Here is a 24242-nt window from a genome sequence, read left to right on the forward strand (position 1 = left end):
TCGCGGTCGTCGCCCTCACGGACACCAGCCGACGCCGACCGCCCACGTACGGCGGCGATCAGAGGGCGTTGATCCGGTCCGCGTCGTGCCACAGGGACGTCTGCCGGGTGACGCGGTGGCACTCGAGCCCGGGGTCGGCCAGCAGCGCGTCGGCAAGGCGGGCGTCACCGGCGATCACGGTGCTGTCGTAGTCGACCTCGGTGTGCACGACCCAGGAGTGGTCCTGCGGCCACCAGTACGACGGCGACTGGACGGATCCGTGGTCCCTGGCCCACTGCAGCCACCTGGGGCCGTCGGCCGCGGTCGACTCGCGGCCGAGCGTGGTCAGGCCGGTCGGGCCCCGAGCGGAGAGCGCCTGCTCCTCCAGGCCCAGCACCTCGAGCTCGACCGACAGCTGGGGTACCTCCGCCACCGGCACAGCGGGGAACAGCCAGTAGCGCCGGTGCGGCCTCACGAACTGCGGAAAGCCGTGCCAGCTCTCGGGGACCGCGCCGGTGCCGTCCCACAAGGCGGCGTGGCAGGCCCCGGGGGTGCTGGTGTGCTGGGCGAGGTGCTGGGCGAGCCGGGCGAGGGTCGCGCGGTCCAGCGAGCCGGTGAGCGCCTGGTCGCTCGGCGACTCCGGGTCCTCGGGCCGGTGGGGCGAGTGGTCGCGACCACCGGTGATCGCGGTCCACTGGGCCTCGGGGTGCATGACGGTGCCGTGGCGCTGCGCGACCTCGGCCCAGGACGCCGCCGCACCGTCTCCGGGCAGTCCCTGGTCCGGCCGGTGGAAGAGCCGCAGGTAGGTCTCGAACCCGCCCGGCACCAGCTCGCCGACCGTGCCGCCGAAGTGAGCCTCGTCCACGACGAGCCACCGGGCTGGCGTCAGGTCGACACTCGGGTGCAGCACCGGGCCAACCTAGTCGGGAGCAGGCCCGCACGGATCGCGACTATCGTCGTCCCGTGAGCCGACTCCACCTGAAGACCGAGGCCAGCCTGGGTCTTCTCGCTGCCGACCTCGTGGTCCTGTGGCTGGCGCTGCCCGCGGCGTACGACGACACCGCTCCCACCTGGCTGCGCACCACGCTCGGTGCCGTGGCGCTCCTGGCGCTGGCGCTCGCGCTGTGGTCGATCCTGATGATCGTCCGCGACCTCCGGGCCCGCGGCGCGCGCTAGGACCCGCCCGCTGGGACTCGGGCGGTCCGCTCGGCCACCTCGGAGCGAAGCACCCGCCGCAGGTACAGCGAGACGAGCGGCCCCACCACGGCCATGGCCACCACCAGCAGCCGCAGCAGGGGCGGGCGGTCGACGTACTGGGCCCCGTTGGCGAGGTCCCACGTGCAGGTCACCCCGGGCGGCAACCACGACCGACTCGCCTCACCGAATGCCGACGCACCGGAGGACAGCGCGCAGTCGGTCATGTCGTCGACTCCCCACGGGGCCAGGTAGGCGACGACCAGGAGCGCGCACAGGCCCCACCCGACGAACGAGGCGTTCACCAGCCACCGACCGGGATATGTCATGCCAGCAGTGTCCAGGACCGCACCACGTCCGGGGCGCGGATCGGCAAGGGCACACCTACGCCCAGCGGAACCTCTCGAGACCCCGGGCCCCGAGTGGGACATGGGCCACCACGACGAGCAGGAGGAGCCCCACCGCGGCACCGACCACGTTGAAGATCAGGTCGTTGACGTCGGCGACGTGACCTCCGCCGAGGAGGTGCGCGGTGACGTACTGGGTCACCTCGATGGACAGGCTGACCGCGACCGCCGCCGCCAGCGCGCGGGCCCGTGACCACCTCGGCACGGCCAGCGACACGAGCAGCCCGACCGGCACGAAGACGACGACGTTCGTCACCGCATCGACGACCTCGTAGCCGGCCAACGGCGTGACGGAGACGAAGTCGCTCCAGCGGGGGCTGCTGGCCGGCTTGTCCGTGTAGATCGGGAACACCGTGTTGGCGACGACCCCCGCGACGTAGACCGCCATCGCGAGGGCCACCGCGGCTCGAGGCACCGTGAGCAGACCGCGGCGACGCAGGTGCCACACCCCGGCCACCACGACGCCTGCGGCCAGGGGGACGACCACCGGAAGCACAGGGACCTCACCGAACACCTCGAGCCACTCCGTCCTCGTTGCGCCGGCCAGCAGCCGCCGATCGGCAGCCGCCGACCAGGAGAACCCTGCCTGGCGACAGCACCGACCACCTCGTCCTGGGGTACCGACCCACGGCCCGCGAGTACCGGCCCGTGACGTCGTCGGTCAGTGCGCCTCGTCGGTGTTGCGCGAGTTGGTCAGCGTGAGCGCACCCCCGGCGGCCACGAGCCCGACGACGACCGCGAGCACGGCGTACGTGATCCGCTCGCCGCGGAAGAAGGATGCGACCAGGTCGCTGCTCCACGTGCCGGCAGGGAGCTGCGTGGTCACCAGGACGGCGATCAGGGTGCCGACGACCGCGGTGCCGACGCTGGTGCCGACCTCCTGGGCGGTGTCGTTGAGCGCCGCGCCGATCGACGTCCGGTTGGCCGGCATGGCGTCGATGAGGGCGACGGCGCAGATCGTCATCACGGTGCGCAGACCGATCGTCATCACGACCATGGCGACCGCGATGGCGGCGTACCCGTGCTCGACGCCCCACGACAGGCCGGCCATCGAGCCGGCCAGGCAGGCCGCGCCCACCAGGCAGGCGATCCGGTGGCCGAAGCGCGAGGCGAGCCACTCCGACACCGGCGTGGCGGCGATCATCGTGACGATGATCGGGAGGTTGGCCAGGCCGGCCCGCACGGGGCTCCAGCCGTAGGCGTACTGGAAGTGCAGGATCAGCCCGAACATCACACTGGCCATCGCGATCGACGTGCCGACCTGCGCGATGGCGGCCCCTCGGACGGTGCCGTTGGCGAAGAGGCCGAGGTCGAGCATCGGGGCGTCCGTACGCCGCTCGTGCCGCACGAACGCGAGGCCCGCGGCGACCGCGCCGATGATCGAGGCGAGGGTGACCGCGGAGAGCCAGCCGTGCTCGACGCCACTGGTCAGCGACCAGCAGGCCAGGCCGATCGTGGTGATGCTGAGCAGGGCGCCGGGCAGGTCGAGCCGGTCCGGGGTGAGGTCCTCGGGACGGTCGGCCGGTACGCCGAGGCGGACCCCGACGAACGCGACGAGCGCGATCGGGGCGTTGACGACGAGCAGCCACTCCCAGCTGACGTGGGCGAGCGCCGTACCGCCGAGCAGGGGGCCCAGGACGAACCCGGACATGCCGACGACGATCATCACCGTCATGGCGCGCATCCGCAGCGCCTTGTCGTCGAAGAGCCGGAAGACCAGCGAGTTGGTGATCGGCGCCATCGCCGCGGCCGCGACACCGAGGGCGGCGCGCAGCCCGATCAGCTCCCCGGGGCTCGAGACGGCGACGACGGCCAGGCTCAGCGTGCCGAACACGGCGAGGCCGACCAGCAGCACGCGCCGGCGTCCGAACCGGTCGGCGATCGACCCCGCGGTCAGCAGCAGGCCCCCGAAGGTCAGCGAGTAGGCGCCGGTGACCCACTGCAGCGACGTCGTACCGCCACCGAGGTCGCGTCCGATGGTCGGCAGCGCGATCGACAGCAGCGTGTTGTCGACCATCTCGACGAAGAAGGCCAAGCACAGCGCGGCCATCGGGATCCACGCGGCGCGCAGGGACGGATAGGTGTGCGTCGTGGCTGGCTGGCCGGACGTGGTGGGTGTGGTGGGTGTCGTGGCAGTCATGGTGGCCTCCTGGCGTACGGCGCTCGGGTTCCGAGCACGAGCAGACCGTAGGAAGCGGCACTTTCACGCCGGCTTCACGTCGGCTTCACGGGTTCGTCCGTGGTGAGTGCCGAGAACCCCGGCGTCGACGGGGCGACAGGTGCGACAGGTGCGCGAACGCGGCACACGGCGCAGGATGCACCCATGGCACACATCACGCGGTTCGACCACGTCGGGATCACGGTCGCGGACCTCGACACGGTGACGGCGTTCTTCGTCGGGCTGGGACTCGAGGTCGAGGGACGTCAGTACGTCGAGGGCGACTTCCTCGACACCGTCATCGGCATCCCCGGCTCGCGGACCGAGATCGTGATGCTGACCTCGCCCGAGGGCGGAGCCAAGATCGAGCTGTCGAGCTTCGTCCGCCCCGGCCACCAGCCGGGCTCGCCCACCGCGGCGGCGACCGAGCTCGGGCTGCGCAACGTGTGCTTCGAGGTCGACGACCTGCCGACCGTCCTCGACGGGCTGGCGGCGGACGGGTACGGCCTGGTCGGTGGGCTCGGAGAGTACGAGGACGTGTGGCGGATGGCCTACGTCCGCGGGCCCGAGGGTCTCATCGTGTCGCTGGCGGAGCGGATCGGCTGACCTCTGCCACGGGCCTCGACGACCCCGACGACGGCCCTGCCGACGGCCCTGCCGACGGCCCTGCCGACGTGAGCGAGCCCAGCAGTGCCAGCTTCTCGGCGGTGTCGGTATCGGCGCCCGGGTGGCAGAGGACCAGCACGAGGCCGTCGCGGGCTGATCAGTCGAAGATGACGTCACGCCCCTCGGCCCGCAGGCGCTCCAGGTTGTCCAGCATCGTCTGGAGCACCTCGGACGGGTGTCCCTCCCAGTCCTCGACCTCGCCGACCACGCGCAGCGGCTCGCGGCTCCGGTAGGACCGGGTGGGGTTGCCGGGGAACTTCTTGTCGGTCACGTTGGGGTCGTCCTCGAAGGGGCCGGCCGGCTCCACGACGTAGATGCGCCCACGTCCCTCGATGCCGCCCAGGGCGGTCGCCAGCTCGGCACCCCAGACCGCGGTCTCGAGGACCGAGGTGAAGTAGACGTGGTGCAGCACCCGCCCCTCCTGGAAGTTGGAGCCGAAGCCGGGCACCAGCTCGTCGCCCGGAGCAAGGGCGGCCTTGGTGCCGTGGAAGAACGGCCCCGCCACGTGGTCGTGGCTCTCGAAGGTCACCGGGACGTCGTCATCGCTCATGCCCCGACCATGCCCGACTCCACCGGGATCCGGCGAGGGCGCCTCAGGCGACGAGCCGACGAGGCGCTTGCCTACTTCGAGTGCCCCGGCACCGGCAACGGACCGATTCGAGGCAATCAACGGCAGACTCGAGCATCTGCGCGGATCGGCCCTCGGGTTCCGCAACCTGGCCAACTACGTCGCCAGGAGCCTGCTCGAGTCCGGAGGCTTCAGACCGCGACTCCCCCGGGTTGTAAGAGCCAGAATTCTCCCTTTTCCAACGCGCCGCTTCGTCGCGACATACGCTCCCACTACTTGTCCGCACGCCAGTGCTGGACCATTGTGGCGCAGTCGCGCATGAGGGCAGAAACGTGAACAACACCAGGAAAATGGCTGTCTTGGGCATTGCGCTCACTGCTGCAGGGGGTGTCAACCTATCGGCGTCTCCGGTGTCAGCCATGTCGGCTCCCGTCGTGGCCGCCGCCGCTTCGAGCGAGCCGGTGACGACGACGACATTGGACGCGTCTGGGAACTACGTCACCACGTGGGCCTTCGAAGGGTCTACAGCGGAGGTAGTGGGTCCGATTCCGATGATGATCGAACAAGCGATCGTTCCTGCAGCCGACGGGGAGTCTGTCGCAGTCAGTGCGACGGTCGAGCCGATCGACAACGTCGCTCCTGACGCACGCGCCGCCCACACCTCGGGAGGCGCGCACAGGAAGGTGAGCCGAGCGGCTTCCGGGGACTTCGGATGCGGAGGCACCGCACCTCTCGTGGCGTGGCCCTTCAAGGGGACGGTCAAGGACTGGGGCACGTACGCCGGCTCCGTGTACCTGTGTCGTGACTCCACAAGCTCCACGAAGGCTTATGTGATCGACAAGCAGATCATGACCGCACGCGGTTACGACGGCTTGTTCACAGACACGGTTCCGGACACATTTTGGGTCCAGGCACATGCCCACGACCACATCCAGGCGGGCGTGCTGGACTGGAAGCCCAACACCAACAAGAGTGACAGCAATGGCTGCACCTCCTATGACATCACCCTCGCTGGGGCAGTAGCCGAAGCCTCGACTACCGCCCAGGTGTGTGACGGCACGACCTCACCGATCTCCCCTCACTCGATTACCTACAAGGGTGTGCCGAGCGTCAGCCACGGATCGAAGTTCGAAGGGAACAACCTCTTCATGGAGGGCGACACTCCTTACACCATCAAGAACCTCGGATACCGACAGGCAAAGAGGTACAGCGCCTCCAACCCGTACCGCAATTTCGTGGCTCACACCGGCTATCGTTTCGAGATCGACTTCGATAAGGTCCCCGAGTAATCGAGTGATCACACATGGAGGATCACGTGCTTGCTGGCCCGTCAGCTGATCTGCGAAAGACATGGGTATCGGCGAACAGCTGGTGGGCGTCCTCTGCCCGGCGCCGCGAAGCCCGGGTACTTCTCGCTGGCCTCGTGCTGGGGCTCTTGATCTTCGCCGCAGTAGGTTGGACCTCCTCCTACCTCGAACAACGAACCAGCGAAGTGGTCACCGTCACACAAGTGTTCCAGTACGACTCCTCCCGCGTCTGCGTCCGCAGGTCCAGTGGTGAGGAGGAGTGCGGCAACTTTGTTGGTGCGAGTAGCGAGATCTCGACATCGCTGCTGGAAGTCGGACAGGAACTGCGAGTGCATCGCGAGGAGACGACCGTGGACGGCACTGATCTGCTCTTGTTCTACGGCCTCCACCAAGGGACTGAGTAGCCCCCTGGTCGTTGCCTCTCAGCGCGCCTCCTCGTAGGTGTCGGCCTCGACGTTCCACTCGTGCGCGTCGGCGTCTGTCTGGCCGTCGGAACGGGATCGAGGGCGGAGCTCCACGCTGTCACCGCATGACCGGGATCGCCCATACGCCGCGTCGCGTGTCGAAGGCGTCGTCGAGCTGGACTTCCTGCGTCAGGTCGTCCGCCTCGTCGGCCCGGATCGATGGCGCGGTGTCGTCGAGGTAGGTCGGGAGGACGTGAGCTTCTCAGACTGCTCGTCGCGGCCTGGCCGCGGGATGCTCAGCCGGACTTCTTCACGGCCCACTCGCGCACGCGGTCGATGCGGGCGCGCAGCTGCTCGGCGTTGGAGATGGCGGCGGCCGGACCGCCGCACTCCTTGCGCAGCGCGGCGTGGGTGACGCCGTGGGGCTGGCCGGTGCGGTGGTACCACGCGGCGACCAGCCCGTTGAGCTCGCGACGCAGTACGGCGAGCTGCTCGTGGGTGGAGACCTGGGCGACCGTGTCGGGCGGGTTGCCGGCCGCAGCAGCCGCCTGGTGGCGCGCCTTCTGGGCCTTGGCGCTGTCGGACTGGCGCTGCTGGAGCAGCTCCTTCATCTGCGAGGGCTCGAGCAGGCCGGGGATGCCGAGGAAGTCCATCTCCTCCTCCGAGCCGTAGGCGTCACCCTCGTAGAGCACGTGGTCGAAGGTGGCCTCGGAGCCCAACGCCTCGAAGGGCAGGCCCTCGAGCTCGGACGAGGCGGCCTCGCCGGCGTTGGCCTCGGCGAGCAGGTCGTTCTCCGCGGCGTAGATGTCGGTCTCGTCGATGACCCGGCGGCCGAGCACGTGGTCGCGCTCGACCTCCATCTCGGAGGCGTGACCGAGCAGCACCGGCACCGACGGCAGGAAGATCGAGGCGGTCTCGCCGCGCGAGCGTGCCCGCACGAAGCGGCCGATCGCCTGGGCGAAGAACAGCGGCGTCGAGATCGTGGTGGCGAACACCCCGACGGCCAGGCGCGGCACGTCGACGCCCTCGGACACCATCCTCACCGCGACCAGCCAGCGCTTGTCGCTGGCGGTGAACTCGGTGATCTTCTTCGAGGCGGCCTTCTCGTCCGAGAGCACCACGGTCGGCGCCTCGCCGGTCACCGTGCGCAGGATCTTGGCGTAGGCCCGCGCGGTGTCCTGGTCGGTCGCGATCACCATGCCGCCCGCGTCGGGGACGTGGCGGCGTACCTCGCTGAGCCGCTTGTCGGCCGCCGCCAGCACCGTGGGGATCCACGAGCCGGCCGGGTCGAGCGCGGTGCGCAGGGCCTGGTTGGTCATGTCCTTGGTCAGCGGCTCGCCCAGGCGCGCCGCGATCTCGTCGCCGGCGCGCGTGCGCCACGACATCTCCCCGGAGTAGGCCAGGAACAGCACCGGGCGCACGACGTGGTCGGCCAGCGCGTGGGCGTAGCCATAGGTGTAGTCGGCCACCGAGCGAGGTACGCCGTCGACCCCGGGCGCGTAGGTGACGAACGGGATCGGGTTGACGTCGGAGCGGAACGGCGTACCGGTCAGGGCCAGCCGCTTGGCCGCCGGCTCGAACGCCTCGCGCACCCCGTCACCCCACGAGAGCGCGTCGCCGGCGTGGTGCACCTCGTCGAGGATGACCAGCGTCTTGAACCGCTCGGTGCGGATGCGCAGCGCGAGCGGGTTGACCGCGACACCGGCGTAGGTGACCGCGATGCCGAGGAAGTCGCTGGAGATCTTGCCCTTGCCGGCCGAGTAGGTCGGGTCGAGCGGGATGCCGGCTCGCGCGGCGGCCTCGGCCCACTGCAGCTTGAGGTGCTCGGTCGGCGCGACCACCACGACGCGGTCGATGATCCGGCGTCCGATGAGCTCGGAGGCCACCGACAGCGCGAACGTCGTCTTGCCCGCGCCCGGCGTCGCCACCGCGAGGTAGTCGCGCGGCAGCCGCTCGAGGTAGTCCTTCATCGCCGCCGTCTGCCACGCCCGCAGCGAGGGGGCGGTGCCCCAGGCCGCGCGCTCGGGCCAGGCCGGGGTGAGGGCTGGCGTCAGGTGCGGGTCAGGGTCGTGACCCGAACTCACTTATCGTCGCCCGAGTCGTCCTTGAACTTCTCCCAGGCGTCCTTGCAGTCCGGGCAGACCGGGAACTTCTCCGGCGCCCGGCTCGGCACCCAGACCTTGCCGCACAGCGCGACGACGGGCGTGCCCATCACCATCGCCTCGGTGAGCTTGTCCTTCTCGACGTAGTGCGAGAACCGCTCGTGGTCGCCCTCGTCGGTCGGGATCGTGCGCTCGTCCTCGCGGACCTTGGTGTCGGTGGACGAGCCGAAGCCGAAGGGAGGAGCCATGCCGGCAAGTCTAGACGGGCTCGGCCCGACCACCCAGTCGGTCAGTCGCTCGCCGCTCCCCCCTTGAGCCTGATCGGTACGTCGCGGCGGTGCGGCGGCTCGGGCGGGTCGCCGTACGCCGCGAAGGCGGAGCAGATCGACACCGCACAGAGCGCCAGGCCCGGCAGGAGGAGGGCGAGGTGGGCGAGGTCGACATGGCCGAGCACGCAGGCGCACCCCATGGACACGACACCGACGACGAGTCCGAGGGCGCGCACCACCACCCGGTTGCGGGACAGGACGCAGGGCACCACGAGCATCAGCGGCACTCCGGTGCCGACCATGACGAGGGACCCGACCACCACCGCCAGACCGTCGTTGACGCCGCCGCCGTCGTCCAGGAGGTCGGTGAGCACGAGGAAGACGCCGCCGAGGAACCCGACGAGGAGCGGGAGGCCGTGCAGACCGACGAGGATCCGGATGACGAGGATGCTGCGATCACGAGTGGGCATCTCGGTGACCCTGGCGGCCGCGCGGTGGCGCCGGACCCGTCGGTGTACTCAGCTGGACCGGTCAGTTGACCTCGGGGTCCACCGGCCGGGTCGAGTGCCAGGCCAGGTCGCCGGGCTGGCGGCGCAGCACGTCACGGCGCAGCGTCGCGGTGTCGACCCGGAAGACGTCGCTCGCGGTGCCGGGGACGACGTACCAGCTGCCCTCCTCGATCTCGCGGTCGAGCTGGTCGGCGCCCCAACCGGCGTAGCCGGCGAAGATCCGCAGCCCGTCGAGCTCGTCGCTGACCAGCTCGACCGGGGTGTCGAGGTCGAGCAGCACGAGCCGGTCGACGACCTCGCGCAGGCCCAGGACCTCGGGCTCCGCGGTCGGGTCGGTACGCCGCAGCGCGACCGCGACGGCGCCGTCGGTCTCGACGGGGCCACCCGAGAACAGCACGTCGGGCTCGGCGACCACGTCGCTCCAGGCCTCGAGGACGGCGGCGACGGGCAGCGCGGTCGGCCGGTTGAGGACCACGCCGAAGGCGCCCTCGCCGCCGGCGTCGAGCACCAGGACGACGGTGTCGCAGAAGTGGGGGTCGCGCAGGGCGGGCGTCGCCAGCAGCAGCATCCCCGCCCGCACCTCGCTCACCGGACCATCATGACCCAGCCCCGCAGGGGTGGGCACGGCGCGACCGGATCAGGCGGCCAGCACCGAGCGCAGTCGGTCGAGCAGCGACGGCCGGTCGGCCCGGGTGATCGTGTCGTCGAGCAGGGTCGGGACGCCGTGGTGCAGGGCGCGGGCGCGCTCCTCGATCGCGGCACCGAGGGGGGCCGAGGCCGCCTCGGCCTCGACGCCGCCGATGCTGCCCTGACCCGCCATCACGGCGAGCAGGGCGTGCTCCTTGCGGGTCGCCTTGGCCATCGCGTGCGCCATCGCGTCGTCGACCGGCTCGGCCCGGTAGTGGTCGAGCACCAGGCGCACGCCGGGCAGCTCGTCGCACGCGGAGCCCCAGGCGGTGGCCACGGCGAGGGGCAGGTCGAGCGGCTGCTCGACCAGCCGGCGCTCGATGTGCCCGGCCAGGCGGGTGTGCCACTTGAGCTGCAGGACGCCGAGCAGCTCGAGGTCGTCGGCGAAGGTCTCGGCCACCCCGTCGACGTCGGTCGGGAGGACGCCGTCGCGGCGGGCGTCGGCGGTGGCGATCACCCTGCGCAGGATCTCGCCCCGGGAGTGGAAGGTCGTCCAGGTCATGGGGCGCTCCTCGGTCGGGGACACATTCACATACCGTGAGTACGTACCGTTAGTATGCAACATACTGGGAACCTTTCCCATGCTGCCCGAGGTGATGTGGGCAGGGTCATAGGCTGGCGCGATGCCGAAGTCGTCCGTGTCCAAGCTCGTGCCCAAGGTGCCCGGCGTGTCCGGGGTACCGGGCATGACCCGCCGGGCGGCGTACTCCGCCTCGACGAAGCGGGCCCTGGTCGACGTCGCCGAGGAGCTCTTCACCGAGCACGGCTACGCCAACGCCTCGCTCGACAGCATCGTCGCGGGCGCCCGGGTGACCAAGGGCGCGCTCTACCACCACTTCTCGGGCAAGCAGGCGCTGTTCGAGGCCGTCTTCGAGCGGGTCGAGGACGACGCCTCGCGCACCATCCAGAAGGCGCTTCGCGGCCGCAAGGACCCGTGGGAGAAGGCCCGGACGGGGCTGCGGATCTTCCTCGAGGTCGTCCAGGAGCCGCGCTACCGGCGCATCGTCGTGCAGGACGGGCCGGCGGTGCTCGGCCACGAGCGGTTCCGCGAGCAGGAGGAGCGCTCGACCTACGCCAACGTCGTCGACATCGTCCGATCGGTGCTCGTCGCGGGGTCGTGGGACCTCGACGAGGACATGGTGCAGACGTTCTCGCGGATCTTCTTCGGCGCCATGTCGTCGGCCGGCGAGTCGGTCGCCGGAGCAGAGGACACCAACGTCGCGGCCGACCGGGTCGAGGTGGCCATGGGGTTCATCATCGCCGGCTTCCAGGCCCTGACCGAGGCGGGCGTCGAGATGCCGACCGGCCTGCGCGGCTCGGGCCCGGACCAGGACGCGGACGAGCCCGAGCAGGACTGATCGAGCGGTCAGTCGCCGTCAGTCGAAGGTGACGTCGCCGCCGACCGCGGGGACGAGCTCGATCCACGTGTGCCCGCGGGGCACGCCGAGCGCGCCGGCCTTCGTGCGCAGCCGGAGCGGGGCGTCCAGGGCCTTCTTGGTCCAGGTGCCGCGCACCACGCGGCCGCCGTGGAACAGCAGCGCCTCGCCGTCGCCGACCAGCGTGGTCTCGGGCACGGGGTTGCCCGCGGGGTCGCGGTAGCCGGCGTCGCCGACCTCGACCCGCAGCACCAGGACGGTGTCGGCCGGGAACTCGTCGCCGTCCGCGGCCAGTCCGTCGTCGTTGCGGTAGCCGCCGTCGGCGTACGACCAGGTGGTGGTGTGGCTGGTCGAGAAGCGCGCCTGGACCGACGTCGCCGCCTGCCCGCCGCGCAGCGTGTCGGAGCCGGAGAACGGCAGGTAGTCGGGCGGGCGGGCGGGAGTGCTCCTCGCCTCGTCGGCGACGGTGTCGAGGTCGGCGAACAGGTTGTAGGGCGCGGGGCGCGACCGGTCGCGGGCGAAGCCGGCGGCGCCCTCCTCGTAGAAGGGGACGTCGGCGTCGCGGAGCCGGGCGATCGTCACCGTCGCCGCGCCGCTGGTGACCATGGTGGCGCCGACCGGGGTCACGATGCCGATGTCGGAGGCGCGCATCGAGCGCAGCGGGCCGACGTCGTCGGGGATGGTCGAGTAGTAGAAGGCCGCGAGCCGGGTGACGCCGCCCTCGACCATCTCCTCGACCACGAGGTCGGCCGCACTCAGGCCCAGCTGCGGAGCGCTCTGGCTGGTGTTGTCGACCTTGGCGACCAGGACCGGGTGCTTGCGGACCGAGGCACCCCGCGTGACGGGCAGGCCCGTCAGCGGCCACGTGTCGGGGTCGCCGCTGACCTCGTCGCGCGGCGCGCCGGCCACCGTGGCCTCGTCGTCGGGCTCGGCCGTGGTGGCGGGCTTGCTCGGACTGCCGCCGCAGCCGGCCAGGGCGAGCACGGCGACCAGGCCGGCGGCGAGCGTCGCCGCGGCACCGACGGCGCCGCGATCGGGGGCGCGGAGGACGAGCACGGGTCGAGTGTGCGCGACCCGGCCCGTCGGGTGTCGCACCTCGCCCGGCGAGTCCGTGCCCTAACCGAGCTTGGCGCCGCCGTCGACGTACAGCGTCTGACCGGTGATGTAAGACGCCTCGTCGCTGCACAGGAACGCGGCAGCGGCGGCGATGTCCTCGGGGAAGCCCACGCGGCGGACCGGGTTGGCCTCGGCGTTGAGCTTGCGGAACTCCTCGACGTCCATCTTGAGCCGCGCGGCGGTGGCGTCGGTCATCTCGGTGGCGATGAAGCCGGGCGCGATGGCGTTGGCGTTGATGCCGAACGGGCCAAGCTCGATGCCGAGGGTGCGGGTGAAGCCCTGCACGCCCATCTTGGCCGCGGAGTAGTTGGCCTGGCCGCGGTTGCCGAGCGAGGAGACGCTGGAGAGGTTGAGGATCTTGCCGTACTTCTGCTCGACGAAGTGCTTCTGGGCGGCCTTGGTCATCAGGAAAGCACCCTTGAGGTGGACGTTCATGACGAGGTCCCAGTCGCTCTCGCTCATCTTGAACAGCAGGTTGTCGCGGGTGATGCCGGCGTTGTTGACCAGCACGTGGATGCCGCCCAGCTCGCTGACGACCCGGCCGATCGCGGCCTCGACGGCCGCGCCGTCACTCACGTCGGCGCCGACGCCGATGGCCTTCGCGCCATCGACGAGCGGCAGCCTGGCGGCTGCCGCGGCAGCCGCGGTCTCGTCGAGGTCGACGACGGCGATCGAGGCGCCCTCCTCGGCCAGGCGGGTGGCGATGCCGAAGCCGATGCCCTGCGCCGATCCGGTGATGACGGCGACTCGCCCGTCGTAGCGACCCATCGTGGTGACTCCTCTGTGCTCGGGTGTGGCTCGTGGTGTGGTGCTGGCCACGGTAGATGGCTGGTGAATTTCGGGGTTCCGGGGGTCGGCATGAATCACCGGGTACCCGGTGATTCCTGCACTTCTGGGGCGTTGCAACGGGCCCGAAGTGCAGGAGTACCCGGGTACCCGGGGACTCCTGCTCAGACCCCGGGCCGCCCCAGCACCGCCCCGAGCCGCGCGGCGTACGACGCGGCCTCGGCGTCGTCGGCGTACGTCGTGCGGGGCCAGAAGAACCCGCGCAGCCCGTCGCCCTTGGTGCGCGGGACGACGTGCAGGTGCAGGTGCGGCACCGACTGGCTGACGGTGTTGTTCATCGCCACGAAGCTGCCCTGGGCACCGAGCCCGTCCTTGACCGCCGTGGCGAGGCGCTGCGCCGCCTCGAGGAACCCGTCGCGGTGCTCGGCGGGCAGGTCGGGCAGGGTCTCGACGTGCTCACGCGGCACGAGCAGCACGTGGCCCTTGAACACCGGGCGGGTGTCGAGGAAGGCCAGGAACCCCGGCTCGTCGAGGACGACGTGGGCTCCGGCCTCCCCCGCGAGGATCGAGCAGAAGACGCAGGGCTTGGCCACGGCTCGAGGGTAGGACAGTCAGCCGACCCAGTCGTCGCGCGCGTCGACGCAGGAGTCGGCGTAGTCGCAGAAGACCCCGTCGAGGCCGGCGTCCAGCAGCTGCTGAACCTCGCCGAACACGTCGCCCTTGGCGTTCGGGTCGGTGCCGCGGCGGAAGTTAGCGGGCAGGAACTGGTTCTCGTCGCGCACCGTGTAGACCACGACGCGCACGCCGGCCCGGTGGGCGTCGCGCACCAGCGTGCTCGGGACCGTGGTCGCGCCCGCGGCGTCGCGTGGCATCACCTGGGACTTCTCCGGGCCGACCCAGTCGGCGTACCGGGCGACCTGCTTCAGCCCGGCGGCCGAGGTCATCTGGGCGTACGTCGTGCCCTGCGCGGCCAGGTCGAACGGCCCGCCGATGGCACCGGTGAGCTGCACCAGCGGGACGTCGGTCATGGTGTGCAGGTCCTTGAGGTTGGAGACCTCGAAGGACTGGATGACGACCTTGCTCCGGGCGTTGTCCTTGCCGGCCTTCCTGAGCTGCCTGACGACCTTCTCCTCCAGCGAGAGCCCGATGGAGTCGAAGTAGGTCGGGTGCTTGGTCTCGGGCGAGACGCCGATCTTGTGGTGCAGCCTCTTCTCCCACTTCTTCACCAGGGCCAGGACCTCGGCGAACGTGGGGATCTCGAAGCGACCGTCGTAGCGGGTGTTGCCGGGACGCACCTGCGGCAGGCGCTCCTTGGCACGCAGGGTCTTGAGCTCGCGCAGGGTGAAGTCCTCGGTGAACCAGCCGGTCACCTGGACGCCGTCGATCGTCTTGGTCGTACGGCGTGAGGCGAACTCGGGGTGGTCGGCGACGTCGGTGGTGCCGCTGATCTCGTTCTCGTGACGGGCGACGAGGACGCCGTCCTTGGTGGAGACGAGGTCGGGCTCGACGTAGTCGGCTCCCAGACGGATCGCCAGCTCGTAGGAGGCGAGCGTGTGCTCGGGGCGGTAGCCCGAGGCACCCCGGTGGCCGAAGACGAGCGGCACGTCGAGCTGCTGGACGCGGGCGGTGGGCGCCTTGGCGGGTCGGTCGTCCACGAGCGCCTGGGCGGCCGGCGCGCGCAGGACGGGAACGGCGAGGGCGAGCGACAGGGCGAGCGGCAGCGCCGCACCCAGGGTCGTGCGCAGGGTCGTGCGCAGGGTCGTACGGGGGGTCCGAGAGGTCATGGCCCTACTCCACCCCCGCCCGGTGGCCGGGTCGTGAACGGGGCGCGACGGCTCCGCGGCCAGGTGTCCCCCGGCCCGGCGCCAGCCCAGGCCCGGCTCAGTCGCAGGGGTAGCCGCCGCACATCGGCGCGTCCACGACGAGCCGGCGCCCGCTGCCACCGCTGGTGGCGTCGAAGTGCTGGCTGTCGCTGGTGCCGTAGGTCCAGCTGAAGCCGGCCTTCAGCACGATCTGGACGACGGGGTGCGAGCGCGTGCGCCAGGCGACGCGCTTGTCGGAGCGCGAGGGCCACCACGTGTTGGGGACGGTGCCCTGGGCGGAGCGGTAGGGGTTCTCCCAGGTGTTGATGTCGAGCGCCCGTCCGGTCGCGTGGGGCGAGCGCACACCGGGGTTGCCGACGACGCCACGGCAGTTGAACGCCGAGGTGTTGCCGGCCGCCATCGAGCGGTAGTCGTCGCCGCCCTTGAGCCGCGAGGAGTAGCCGAAGTAGTCGACCCGGATGAGGGAGCGCAGCGGGTAGCCGCCGTCGTACATGCCCTTGAGCGCGCGGGACATGTTGTCGATCGCACTGGTCGCGGCGACCAGCTCGCCGCGGTACCGGTAGCCGTCGTAGCCCCAGTAGTTGATGCGGAGCAGACGCAAGCCGCTGCGGCCCACGGGGCAGCCGGAGCGCCACGAGCGCCCGACCATCGACGTCCACACCGAGTCGGGGATGCCGGTCACGACCGGGTCGGCGCCGGGCGTCGTGGCCCGTGGCTGGGCCGGCACCTTGACGGTCGGCTTGGGAGCAGCGCTGGGCAGCGTCACCGGGACGCCCGGGGGCCGGTTGTCGATCGCGTGGACGGGGCTCTTGTCACCGGCGACCCAGTCCTGGGACCAGGTGGTCGCACGCCAGCGCGAGTCGGCGCGCGGCCGGGTGACGAAGGTGGCGCGACCCCGGGAGTCGGTGCGCAGCGTGCGGTAGCGCTGCCACGCACCGTGGGACACCGACCTGTCGACGTAGACGAGCCCCACGACGGGGACACTGGTGCTGCTGTAGGAGCTGACGTTGATGCGCACGCTGCGCTCGTCGACCACGGAGCGGTCGCCGCCGACCTTGACGACGCCCATCCGCCGGATGAGCGGGGCCTTGGCCGAGGCGGAGGCCGCGTCGTGCGTCGCGTCACCGGCGTACGTCGCCCGGAAGGTGTTGTCCCAGCGGCTCTTGGCGCGCGCGGCCGTGGCGCGGACCTTGCCGTCGGCGTCGGTGACGACCGTGGTCACCGGCACCCAGGCGCCGTCCTGCCGGCGCTCGACGACCACGCTCGCGCCCGCGAGCGGGGTGCCGTCGGAGGCGGTCAGGACCACGTAGAGCGGCGCCTGGGCGCCGGCGTACCCCTGCGTGGTGGCCAGGGTGAGCACGGTGGGGTCGGCGGCGCGTGCGGGCACGGTGGCCAGGGTCAGGAGCAGGACGATCAGGGTCCCGAGACGGACGAGCATGCCCCGATGGTCCCTTGCCGGTCCTCGGTTGGGCCCACCCGGGCAGGCGACACGCCGCCACGAGGGCCTCGAAGCGCCCTAGCCTCGGGTGGTGCACCCCTGGGCGACGACGGCGCCGACCCCCGACGGGCGCCTGGCCGTCGTGCTGGTCGTGCTCGTCGCGATCGCCGTCGTGACGTCGTACGTCGGTCGGCTCGGCGTGGGGCGCGACCACGTCACCGCGGCCGTCCGGGCGGTGGTGCAGCTGGCCGTGGTCTCGGTCGTGATCGCCGCGCTGCTCGCGTCCGTGTGGGGTGCGATCGGCTTCGCCGTCGTGATGTACGTCGTCGCGACGGCGACCGCCGTACGGCGTCTCGGCGTGCCGGCGGGCCAGGCGGGCTGGGTGGCCCTCGCGCTCGCCGCGGGAGCCGCACCGGTGCTCGCGCTGGCCCTCGGGTCCGGGGTCGTGCCCTTCAACGGCGCCGGGATCGTGCCGGTCGCCGGCATCGTCATCGGGGGCGTGATGACGGCGGCCTCCCTGACCGGGCGGCGCGCCGCCGACGAGCTCGTCGCCGGCCGCGGCACCTACGAGGCGGGGCTCGCGGTCGGCCTGACGTCCACCGAGGCGGCCTACCTCGTGCTCGAGCCGACCGCCCGCGAGGCCCTCACCCCCGGTCTCGACCAGACCCGCACCGTCGGGCTGGTGACGCTCCCCGGCGCCTTCATCGGGGTCCTGCTCGGGGGAGGGACCCCGCTGGAGGCGGGGTCAGCACAGGTCCTGGTGCTGATCGGGCTGCTGGCCGGGCAGGCGCTGACCTGTGCGGTGCTCCTGCGACTCGTGGCCTCGGGTCGCGTCGTACGCCGGGACCTGGCGACGATGTTCCCGCGCTGAGGAGCGCTCAGCTCGGCAGGCGGAAGGTGACGGTGCCGGTCGCGCGACCGGCCGTGGCGTTGCCGGGGAAGACGACGCTCAGGGTGTTCTGGCCCTTGACCAGTCGTCGGCGGGAGATCCAGACGGTGGCCCTGCCGTCGCGGAGCCAGGCGTTCTTGACCACGACGCCGCCGCGTCCGCGGACCTCGACGCGGCCCCGGGCCTCGCTGCGCCACACGTCGACGTCGATCCGCACCTTGACCCGGGTCCGGGCGATGCTGAGGACCGCGGCGCGCACGACGGCGCGGGGCGGGGGCGGGGCGGCCGGACCGCGCACGGTGACCTTCAGCGACATCGAGGCCGCCAGGTGGGTGCGGGTGCGGGCGAAGGCCAGGGCCAGGGTGTGGGTCCCGGCGTCGAGCAGCCCGGCCGGCAGCGTGGTGGAGAAGACGCCGCCGGTGACGGTGACCCGGGCGAGCTCCTCGGCCCCCAGGGAGATGGTCAGGGTCCCGCTGGCGGCCGAGGTGGAGCGGACGGTGCCGGCCACCCGTACGCCGCCGGTGGAGGTGGTGCTCGTCTCGGCGGTGATCTGGGTGGCGCCGCGGCCAACGCTGAACTCGTCGATCACCCAGGGCGCCGTGTCGGGCTGCTTGACGTCGTACACCCAGGTGGTGACCGTCCGGGTGCCGGTGTCCAGGGCGCTGAAGACGCACAGGTCGTTGCTCTGCACGAACGGGAGCGGGACCCCGTCGGGGTTGGTGAACGGCTCGACCGACGGCAGGATCGGCTCGAGGCCGCCAGGGTTGCCCAGGGACAGGTAGTTGTCCTCGTCCCACGGGGCCGGCGGCAGGGGCCGGGTCCGGTTGGACAGGCTGTCGAAGGCACCGTAGGTGTTGCCGGTGTTGGAGGTCTCCAGGAAGTGGGTGCCGCTCGCCGAGCGGAACCGGTTCCAGAGGTGGCTGTGACCGTTGAGGACCAGGTCGGCGCCGGCCTCCTCCAGCAGCGGCTGCAGGTCGTGCAGCAGCATGTTGTCGCTGGGGTGGTACTCGTAGCGCACCGAGGTCAGGACGCCCGCGGCGTCGCGCGTCTCGATCCGGTCGGGGTCGGCGAAGACCGGCATGATGTTGTCGCCGAGGCCCTGGGGTCCCTCGTGCAGGACGATGACGGTGATCGGCGCGTTCTGGAACTCCCTGCTCGCCAGCTCCTTCTTCAGCCACTCGTACTGCTCGCTCCCGGCCGTCAACGACTCGAAGACGAACTCCCCGTAGCACTGGGCCATCGGGTCGGTGAGCGACGCGGCGGTCTCCTGGTAGCGGCTGCGCACGGCGCGGTCGGCCGGCAGCGGGTTGGCGGTCGTGCCGCGCCAGATCCGGGTGGAGAACAGGCTGACGAGCCGGACGTCGCCGACGGTGGTCGCGTAGTACTTCTTCCCCCCGGGCGAGTCCTCCGGGAGGCTGAACATCTCCTCGTACGTCGTGGTGCTCCAGGAGTTGTCCTCGATCCACTGCGCCTTGACCGCGGGGTCGCCGGTGGGGTTCACCGTGGCCGCGACCTTGTCGTAGTGCCGCTCGGCGATGTCGCGGGGCACGCAGTTGTTGAGGTCGAGCGCGGTCACCCCGTCCACCCGGCCCTGGACCTCGTGGTTGCCGATCGCCGGGTAGAGCACCGCCGACTGCAGGATCGCGCCGCCGGCGTAGGACCGACCGCCGGTGGAGACGCGGCCCCCGCGGCCCTGCAAGGACGGGAAGAAGCCGCTGCCGCGGGTGTCGTCGAACCACTCCGAGGCCCGGTCGGGCACGTTGACCAGGTCGCCGGCCAGGAACACCGCATCGATGTCACCGAGGGTCTGCTTGGCCAGCGCGAGGTTGGCGGGGGTGTTGACCATCGCCTGGTGGTCGCTGGTCAGCAGGATGGTCGCGGCCTGACCCTTCTTCAGGGCGGGGGCCAGCTCGAAGGAGCCCGACGCGGCGAACTCGCTGCCCGACGTGCTGACGATGCGGTACGGCGTCCGGCCGCTCAGCCCCGTGGCCACGGCCTCGTGACGGTGCACCTCGCGCGGCACCAGGGTGGTGGGCTTGTCGACCACGAAGGACGCAGCGTCCTCGACCACCCGCGACAGGCGCGCGGAGGCGGCCCGGAACACCTTGACGCCCGCCGGGGCGGTGCCGCTCGCGGCCGCCTGCAGCTGGGCGTCGCTCAGGCCCTCGACACCCGCGCCGACGAGGACGACGTGCGCGGCGCCGGCGTACTCGGTCATCCACACGACCGACACCCCGTCGGCCGTCGGGGCCTGGAGGTAGGGGTCGGTGAGCAGGGCCAGCGACCCGGCCCGAGCGGCCGACAGGACCCGACCCGTGCTGGCGGTGGAGGCATTGGCGGCGAGTGCGGGGCCCCAGGCCACCGCCGTCGCGGTGACGGCGCCGGCACCGACGACGGCGCGGCGCGAGAGGGGGAGCTTCGGGAGTTCGAGGGGCACGGCTGTTCCTTCGGCGGGTGGCGCGGACGGCCGAGCGCGACGTACGCATCGGACGCGGGCGCTGCGGTTGCAGCAGCTCTCGCCGCCCAGGCAACCGGGACCGGGCTCGCACCGGAACCAACGAAACCGCAGAACTCCCGGCGCGGACGAGTGTTGGTCTGGGCGATGCCTGCGGTCCACCCGGTGGCCGGGAAGACGGCCCAGGAGGCGCCAGACTCGGGGGGTCATGAAACGTGCCAGTGGAGCCCTCGGTCGACGCCACCTCACCACCGCGGACGGGGAGCCGGTCGAGCAGACCACGCTGGCGCGCAGCACCACCGTCGTGGCGCTGCTGATCGCCCTGCTGCGGCTGGGCACCCTCGTGCAGATGGTCCCCTCGCTGCTCGTGGCCGTCGACGTGTCGGCCCGTCCGGTCCTCTGCGCAGCCTCGTGGGGGTTGGCCATCCTCGCGGCGTGCGTCACCGCCGGCTCCTGCCTGCTGCGGCGTCGACCGCCCGGGGTGACCTGGGCGACCCTCGACGTGCTGATCGCCGTGACCGTGGTGCTGATCGGCATCCTCACCGTCCCCGAGCACCTCCGGTCCGGCAGCTGGGTGGGCTTCCAGCCCGGGTACGCCCTGTCCGTCGCGTGCTCCCTGCTCGTCGTGGCGGGTCCAGCCGTCTGGGCGGGTGGCGTCGCGCTCCTGGTGGCGGCCCAGGCGGCCTACCTCCAGCCCCTGCTCGCGTCGGGGCCCGTGGACGTCGCGTCCGCGGTGGGCCACCTGCTGACGTTGGTGGTCCTGTCCGCGGTCACCCGGGTCGGCGCCCGCGGGCTGCAGGAGGTCGCGCGCACGGCCGACGACCACAAGGCACTCGCCGTCGCGGCTGGGCGCGAGGCCGAGGCACGTCGCGGACGCATCGCCGTCCACAACGCGACCGCCGTGATGAGCCTGCTGGTCGATCTCGACCGACCCTCGGGCGCGAAGGAGAGCGAGGCGCGCGCCCAGCTGCTCCACCAGGCCTCCGACGAGCTGGTCCGGATGCGGAGCTACCTGCGTCGTACCGACCACGACCCGTGCTCCCCCGCGCCCGACCGGGCGGGGACGACCACCCTGACCGGGGTCGTGGACGAGGTCGCGCTCGACGTCGACGACCTCGACGTGGTGGTCCAGACCGACCTGGCCCGCTCGGTGCGGTTCGACGCGGGCACCGGCGCCGACCTCGCGGCGGCGCTGCGCAGCCTGCTCCTCAACGTCCGCCAGCACGCGCACGCGAGCCGGGTCGTGCTGCACGCCGAGGAGCTCGATCCGACCGGGACCTGGACGCTGAGCGTGCACGACGACGGCGTGGGCTTCGACCCCGCCGGGGTCGTCTGGGGCGCCGGCCTCACCGATCTCGTCGTCGGCCAGCTCGAGCGTCACCGCATCGACGTGGTCGTGGACAGCCTGCCCGGGGTGGGGACGACCGTGACCCTCACCGGCACCTCGGTCCCGGCCGGCGTCCGGAGCGGGGCGGGTCGTGGCTGACCCGCGGCTCAGCCTGGTGGACGACGCCACGGCGATCCGGGCGGCGGTGCCCGCGCTGCTGCCGACGACCACGATCGTCTCCACCCACAGCCGCGTCGAGGACTTCCTGGCCGCCTCGCCGGACTGCGACGTCGTGGCCGTGGACCTGCAGCTCGTCAACGAGACGCAGCCCGGCGCCCTGCAGGGGGTCGCGGCGGTCGCCGCGGTCGCCGACGCCGGCTACCGGGTGTGCGTCTACACCCAGGAGGAGCGCCGGTTCGTGCTGGCCTCCTGCCTGGCCGCGGGGGCCCTGGGAGCGGTGTCGAAGTCCGCGCCCCTGGAGGTGGCCCGGGCGGCGTTCGAGGGCGTGGCGCGCGGGGAGCTCGTGGCCCCGCCGGCGGTGGTGGGCATCCTGGAGGTCCTGAGCAAGCGCGGACGGCTCACCCTGCTGACCGACCGGCAGCGCGAGGTGCTCAACGGCCGGGCCCGGGGGCTCACCTACGACGAGCTGGCCCGGACCGTCCACGTGTCGCCGTCCACCCTGCGCAGCTGCTGGCGCGACATCACCGAGGTCGTCGGACGCCACCTGAGCGAGGTGTCGCCCGGCGACATCGAGCACGCCTTCGGGCTGCGACCCGGCGACCTGGTCGGCGTCTGGCCGGTGCAGCCCGCCTCAGTACCCTCGGCCCGACCGACCAGGAGGCCGCGATGACGACGGACGACGACCCGGTGCGCGACGCGCTCGCCGCACGGCTCGGTGAGCAGGCCGCGACCGAGCTGCTGGACCACGTCGAGGGCTACAGCAACTACCCCCGCACCGTCGAGGGCGTGGCGGCCTGGGACGGCGCCGCCGACATCGCCGGGGTCGACGCCGCAGCGCTCGCGGTCGTCGAGGACCTGGCCCTCCTCGGGCCCCTGGGTTTCGGTGTCCACTCCGACCCCGCCGACCGGCGCGCGGCCCGGCGGTTCTGGGGGCTGCTCACGCTGGCCGCCCGGGCCGACCCGGGCGTGCTGGAGCGGGTCCTCCCCCGCTTCGCCGGCCAGAGGTACGCCGACGACCTCGTCGCCACCATCCGTACGACGGCCGCCCCGGCGCCGGTCGACCCCGGTCCGGTCACCGCTCGCCCCCGGCACGCGGACCCCGACACGCTCGTCGACGGCTCCCCCGCGCAGGTCCTCCGCGTCGTCGAGCGGATGGTCGACCTGCCGTGGCCCGAGCCCGGCGCTGACGACCCCCTGCAGTGGGAGCGCGACGGTCTCGAGGGCCACACCCTGTGGCTGGCGCACGTGCTGCCGCTGGCGGCCGGTGCCGAGGCCGCTGACGTCGCGGCCCTGGTCGTGCCGCTGGTGGCGCTGGCCGACCAGCGGTGGCACGTGCGCCACCGCTTCGACGCGACGGCCTTCACCGACGACGCGTCGACGGACCCGGCGTCGTACGACCGGCGCAGCGCCCCGGCGGCGATGGTGCGCTCGCTCGGGGCCGAGCACGCCGTCTGGTGGCCGCTCGGCGACGACGCCGCGCTCCTCGTCGACACCTCGGGCGTCGTACCGGCCGCGGAGAGCAGGGCCGTGGTCCTCGTGCTGCCGGCACGGTGGCTGACGGCCCCCGACGCCGAGGAGGCGAGCCTGCAGCTCCCGCTGGTGCAGGACCTGCTCTCCGACGACGGGAGCCGGGTGATGAGCGCGGTGTGGGACGTCCTCGGCACGCGTGACCCCGAGGTCCTCGAGCCGCTGCTGCGGGTGCTGCCGACGATCAAGGAGGCGACCCAGGACCTCGAGCTCGGCGGGGCTCTCATCGCCAACGCCTCCCACGTCGCGCGTGCGCTCGACCGCGTCGCGCTGTTCGGGCGCGGCACCTGCCTGTGCACCGCCTACCTCTTCGACCAGCTCAGCGACCCGGCCAAGGAGGAGCGGCGCGGCCACGTGCGCATCGTGGAGACGATCCCCGGCGACGGCTCGTGGGTGCCCGACCGCATCTGCGAGTGCACCGACTGCGGCCGGCGCTACCGCGTCGAGGAGGGGCTCTACCACTACCCGTGGTGGGCGTGGACCTCGCTCGACGGGACCGAGCCGACGGTGCCGCGGCGCTGAGGTCGCGACGCCGGCACCACGCCGGGGTCACGACGCACCGCAGGGCCCCCGCGACGGTGTCGCGACGGCCCTGCGTCAAGAGGCTGTGGTGGTGGTGCGGTGCTGTGAGGCTGGTGGAGCTGCGGGGAATCGAACCCCGGTCCTCGAGCGCCGATCCAGGTCTTCTCCGGGTGCAGTCGGTGAAGGCGATTTTCTCGGCCCCGGCGCTCGCACAGACACGTCGCCGACAGGCCCAGTCAGGATTGAGTCCCGATCAACCCCCCTGACAGGGGATGAGCAGCAAGTCTCCTAGATGACGCCAGGATCCGGGACGGAGACGGATGCCCGGTCTGACGGTTCGATCACCGATCAGGCGGCGAGAGCGAACGAACTGCGCTTAGCGTCGGCAGTTATTGGTTTCCAGCGAGCGTTTACGAGATGACGCTGGCTCCTCGACCCGCTTCCCCTGGAACTAACGTCCCAAGTCGAAACCGATCAGCCCCTCTTGAGTTGTGGTGCGGTGCTGCGGTGGTGCTGTGGTGCTCTGCCCACTGTAGCGGTCGGGGGCCAGCGG

The 24242-nt window shown here is 71.9% G+C and carries 25 protein-coding genes, 1 other RNA gene and 1 pseudogene; 10 read left to right on the forward strand and 17 right to left on the reverse strand.

Features of this window, described 5'->3' with window-relative positions:
• Positions 1–58: 58 nt before the first annotated feature.
• Entirely contained in the window at positions 59–889 is an 831-nt protein-coding gene (locus FJQ56_RS04455) for a hypothetical protein (RefSeq protein WP_140007958.1), read from the reverse strand.
• Positions 890–942: 53 nt separating this feature from the next.
• Between FJQ56_RS04455 and FJQ56_RS04460 the strand changes: the two genes are divergently transcribed.
• Positions 943–1155 (forward strand): hypothetical protein, encoded by a 213-nt coding sequence (locus FJQ56_RS04460; RefSeq protein WP_140007959.1) that lies wholly within the window; start codon positions 943–945, stop codon positions 1153–1155.
• On the opposite strand, the gene FJQ56_RS04465 is transcribed toward FJQ56_RS04460, so the two are convergent.
• The 3 genes from FJQ56_RS04465 to FJQ56_RS04475 all read right to left on the reverse strand — a co-directional run bounded on the left by FJQ56_RS04465 (position 1152) and on the right by FJQ56_RS04475 (position 3720).
• Positions 1152–1502: a hypothetical protein gene (locus tag FJQ56_RS04465; RefSeq protein ID WP_140007960.1), complete on the reverse strand. Its 351-nt coding sequence runs from the start codon at positions 1500–1502 to the stop codon at positions 1152–1154. The two genes, FJQ56_RS04460 and FJQ56_RS04465, sit on opposite strands and share 4 nt — an antisense overlap.
• Positions 1503–1557: 55 nt before the next feature.
• Positions 1558–2067 (reverse strand): VanZ family protein, encoded by a 510-nt coding sequence (locus tag FJQ56_RS04470; RefSeq protein WP_211350750.1) that lies wholly within the window; start codon positions 2065–2067, stop codon positions 1558–1560.
• Between the two features lie 174 nt (positions 2068–2241).
• Positions 2242–3720 carry an MFS transporter gene (locus FJQ56_RS04475; RefSeq protein WP_140007962.1) on the reverse strand — a complete coding sequence of 493 codons (1479 nt, stop codon included), beginning with the start codon at positions 3718–3720 and terminating at the stop codon, positions 2242–2244.
• Positions 3721–3903: 183 nt separating this feature from the next.
• On the opposite strand from FJQ56_RS04475, the gene FJQ56_RS04480 reads away from it, so the two are divergent.
• On the forward strand, positions 3904–4344 hold the full coding sequence (locus tag FJQ56_RS04480; protein ID WP_140007963.1) for a VOC family protein: 441 nt from the start codon (positions 3904–3906) through the stop codon (positions 4342–4344).
• A 157-nt stretch (positions 4345–4501) separates the two neighbouring features.
• Here the strand turns inward: FJQ56_RS04480 and arr are convergent, their stop codons facing one another.
• Positions 4502–4954 (reverse strand): NAD(+)--rifampin ADP-ribosyltransferase, encoded by a 453-nt coding sequence (gene arr / locus FJQ56_RS04485; RefSeq protein ID WP_140007964.1) that lies wholly within the window; start codon positions 4952–4954, stop codon positions 4502–4504.
• Between the two features lie 42 nt (positions 4955–4996).
• Between arr and FJQ56_RS04490 the strand changes: the two are divergent.
• The 3 genes and pseudogenes from FJQ56_RS04490 to FJQ56_RS04500 form a co-directional block, all read left to right on the forward strand.
• Positions 4997–5177 (forward strand): annotated as a pseudogene (locus FJQ56_RS04490) (transposase); the annotation flags it as partial.
• Positions 5178–5304: 127 nt separating this feature from the next.
• Positions 5305–6261, forward strand: a complete 957-nt coding sequence (locus tag FJQ56_RS04495) for a hypothetical protein (RefSeq protein ID WP_140007965.1) — start codon at positions 5305–5307, stop codon at positions 6259–6261.
• Between the two features lie 14 nt (positions 6262–6275).
• On the forward strand, positions 6276–6683 hold the full coding sequence (locus FJQ56_RS04500) for a hypothetical protein (protein WP_140007966.1): 408 nt from the start codon (positions 6276–6278) through the stop codon (positions 6681–6683).
• Positions 6684–6979: 296 nt separating this feature from the next.
• On the opposite strand, the gene FJQ56_RS04505 is transcribed toward FJQ56_RS04500, so the two are convergent.
• The 5 genes from FJQ56_RS04505 to FJQ56_RS04525 form a co-directional block, all read right to left on the reverse strand.
• Complete coding sequence (locus tag FJQ56_RS04505; protein WP_425464892.1) at positions 6980–8767, reverse strand: DEAD/DEAH box helicase; 1788 nt, start codon at positions 8765–8767, stop codon at positions 6980–6982.
• Positions 8764–9033, reverse strand: a complete 270-nt coding sequence (locus FJQ56_RS04510; RefSeq protein ID WP_140007967.1) for a DUF3039 domain-containing protein — start codon at positions 9031–9033, stop codon at positions 8764–8766. The genes FJQ56_RS04505 and FJQ56_RS04510 overlap by 4 nt, the downstream gene beginning before the upstream one ends.
• A gap of 41 nt (positions 9034–9074) precedes the next feature.
• On the reverse strand, positions 9075–9524 hold the full coding sequence (locus tag FJQ56_RS04515) for a hypothetical protein (RefSeq protein ID WP_140007968.1): 450 nt from the start codon (positions 9522–9524) through the stop codon (positions 9075–9077).
• A gap of 61 nt (positions 9525–9585) precedes the next feature.
• Positions 9586–10152, reverse strand: a complete 567-nt coding sequence (locus tag FJQ56_RS04520) for a YqgE/AlgH family protein (protein WP_246083988.1) — start codon at positions 10150–10152, stop codon at positions 9586–9588.
• Positions 10153–10200: 48 nt separating this feature from the next.
• Complete coding sequence (locus tag FJQ56_RS04525) at positions 10201–10752, reverse strand: hypothetical protein (RefSeq protein WP_140007969.1); 552 nt, start codon at positions 10750–10752, stop codon at positions 10201–10203.
• Between the two features lie 121 nt (positions 10753–10873).
• On the opposite strand from FJQ56_RS04525, the gene FJQ56_RS04530 reads away from it, so the two are divergent.
• Positions 10874–11608 (forward strand): TetR/AcrR family transcriptional regulator, encoded by a 735-nt coding sequence (locus tag FJQ56_RS04530; protein ID WP_140007970.1) that lies wholly within the window; start codon positions 10874–10876, stop codon positions 11606–11608.
• A gap of 18 nt (positions 11609–11626) precedes the next feature.
• Here the strand turns inward: FJQ56_RS04530 and FJQ56_RS04535 are convergent, their stop codons facing one another.
• From FJQ56_RS04535 to FJQ56_RS04555, 5 genes are all read right to left on the reverse strand, one after another.
• A complete protein-coding gene (locus FJQ56_RS04535) occupies positions 11627–12682 on the reverse strand; it encodes a DUF3048 domain-containing protein (protein ID WP_170215254.1) in 1056 nt (351 codons plus the stop codon).
• A 60-nt stretch (positions 12683–12742) separates the two neighbouring features.
• A complete protein-coding gene (locus FJQ56_RS04540) occupies positions 12743–13510 on the reverse strand; it encodes an SDR family NAD(P)-dependent oxidoreductase (protein ID WP_140007972.1) in 768 nt (255 codons plus the stop codon).
• A gap of 182 nt (positions 13511–13692) precedes the next feature.
• On the reverse strand, positions 13693–14121 hold the full coding sequence (locus FJQ56_RS04545) for an HIT family protein (protein ID WP_140007973.1): 429 nt from the start codon (positions 14119–14121) through the stop codon (positions 13693–13695).
• A gap of 18 nt (positions 14122–14139) precedes the next feature.
• The gene (locus tag FJQ56_RS04550) at positions 14140–15312 is read right to left on the reverse strand and encodes a glycerophosphodiester phosphodiesterase (RefSeq protein WP_140007974.1); all 1173 of its coding nucleotides are present in this window, start codon (positions 15310–15312) and stop codon (positions 14140–14142) included.
• A 97-nt stretch (positions 15313–15409) separates the two neighbouring features.
• The gene (locus FJQ56_RS04555; protein ID WP_140007975.1) at positions 15410–16789 is read right to left on the reverse strand and encodes a M15 family metallopeptidase; all 1380 of its coding nucleotides are present in this window, start codon (positions 16787–16789) and stop codon (positions 15410–15412) included.
• A gap of 91 nt (positions 16790–16880) precedes the next feature.
• Here FJQ56_RS04555 and FJQ56_RS04560 point away from each other — a divergent pair, with 91 nt between their 5' ends.
• Positions 16881–17660: an ABC transporter permease gene (locus FJQ56_RS04560; protein ID WP_246083989.1), complete on the forward strand. Its 780-nt coding sequence runs from the start codon at positions 16881–16883 to the stop codon at positions 17658–17660.
• A 7-nt stretch (positions 17661–17667) separates the two neighbouring features.
• Here FJQ56_RS04560 and FJQ56_RS04565 read toward each other — a convergent pair whose 3' ends face one another.
• Positions 17668–20115: a metallophosphoesterase family protein gene (locus FJQ56_RS04565; protein ID WP_140007976.1), complete on the reverse strand. Its 2448-nt coding sequence runs from the start codon at positions 20113–20115 to the stop codon at positions 17668–17670.
• 226 nt (positions 20116–20341) lie between these two features.
• Between FJQ56_RS04565 and FJQ56_RS04570 the strand changes: the two genes are divergently transcribed.
• The 3 genes from FJQ56_RS04570 to FJQ56_RS04580 are packed head-to-tail and all read left to right on the forward strand — an operon-like array spanning position 20342 to position 23689.
• Positions 20342–21619 carry a sensor histidine kinase gene (locus FJQ56_RS04570; RefSeq protein ID WP_140007977.1) on the forward strand — a complete coding sequence of 426 codons (1278 nt, stop codon included), beginning with the start codon at positions 20342–20344 and terminating at the stop codon, positions 21617–21619.
• Positions 21612–22310 carry a response regulator transcription factor gene (locus FJQ56_RS04575; protein ID WP_140007978.1) on the forward strand — a complete coding sequence of 233 codons (699 nt, stop codon included), beginning with the start codon at positions 21612–21614 and terminating at the stop codon, positions 22308–22310. The genes FJQ56_RS04570 and FJQ56_RS04575 overlap by 8 nt, the downstream gene beginning before the upstream one ends.
• Positions 22307–23689, forward strand: a complete 1383-nt coding sequence (locus FJQ56_RS04580) for a hypothetical protein (protein WP_140007979.1) — start codon at positions 22307–22309, stop codon at positions 23687–23689. Before FJQ56_RS04575 ends, FJQ56_RS04580 begins: the two co-directional genes overlap by 4 nt.
• Before the next feature lie 111 nt (positions 23690–23800).
• Here FJQ56_RS04580 and ssrA read toward each other — a convergent pair.
• Positions 23801–24171, reverse strand: a transfer-messenger RNA (tmRNA) gene (ssrA, locus tag FJQ56_RS04585).
• Positions 24172–24242: the final 71 nt, after the last annotated feature.

Source organism: Nocardioides plantarum (assembly GCF_006346395.1).
In the GTDB taxonomy this organism is placed as follows: domain Bacteria; phylum Actinomycetota; class Actinomycetes; order Propionibacteriales; family Nocardioidaceae; genus Nocardioides; species Nocardioides plantarum.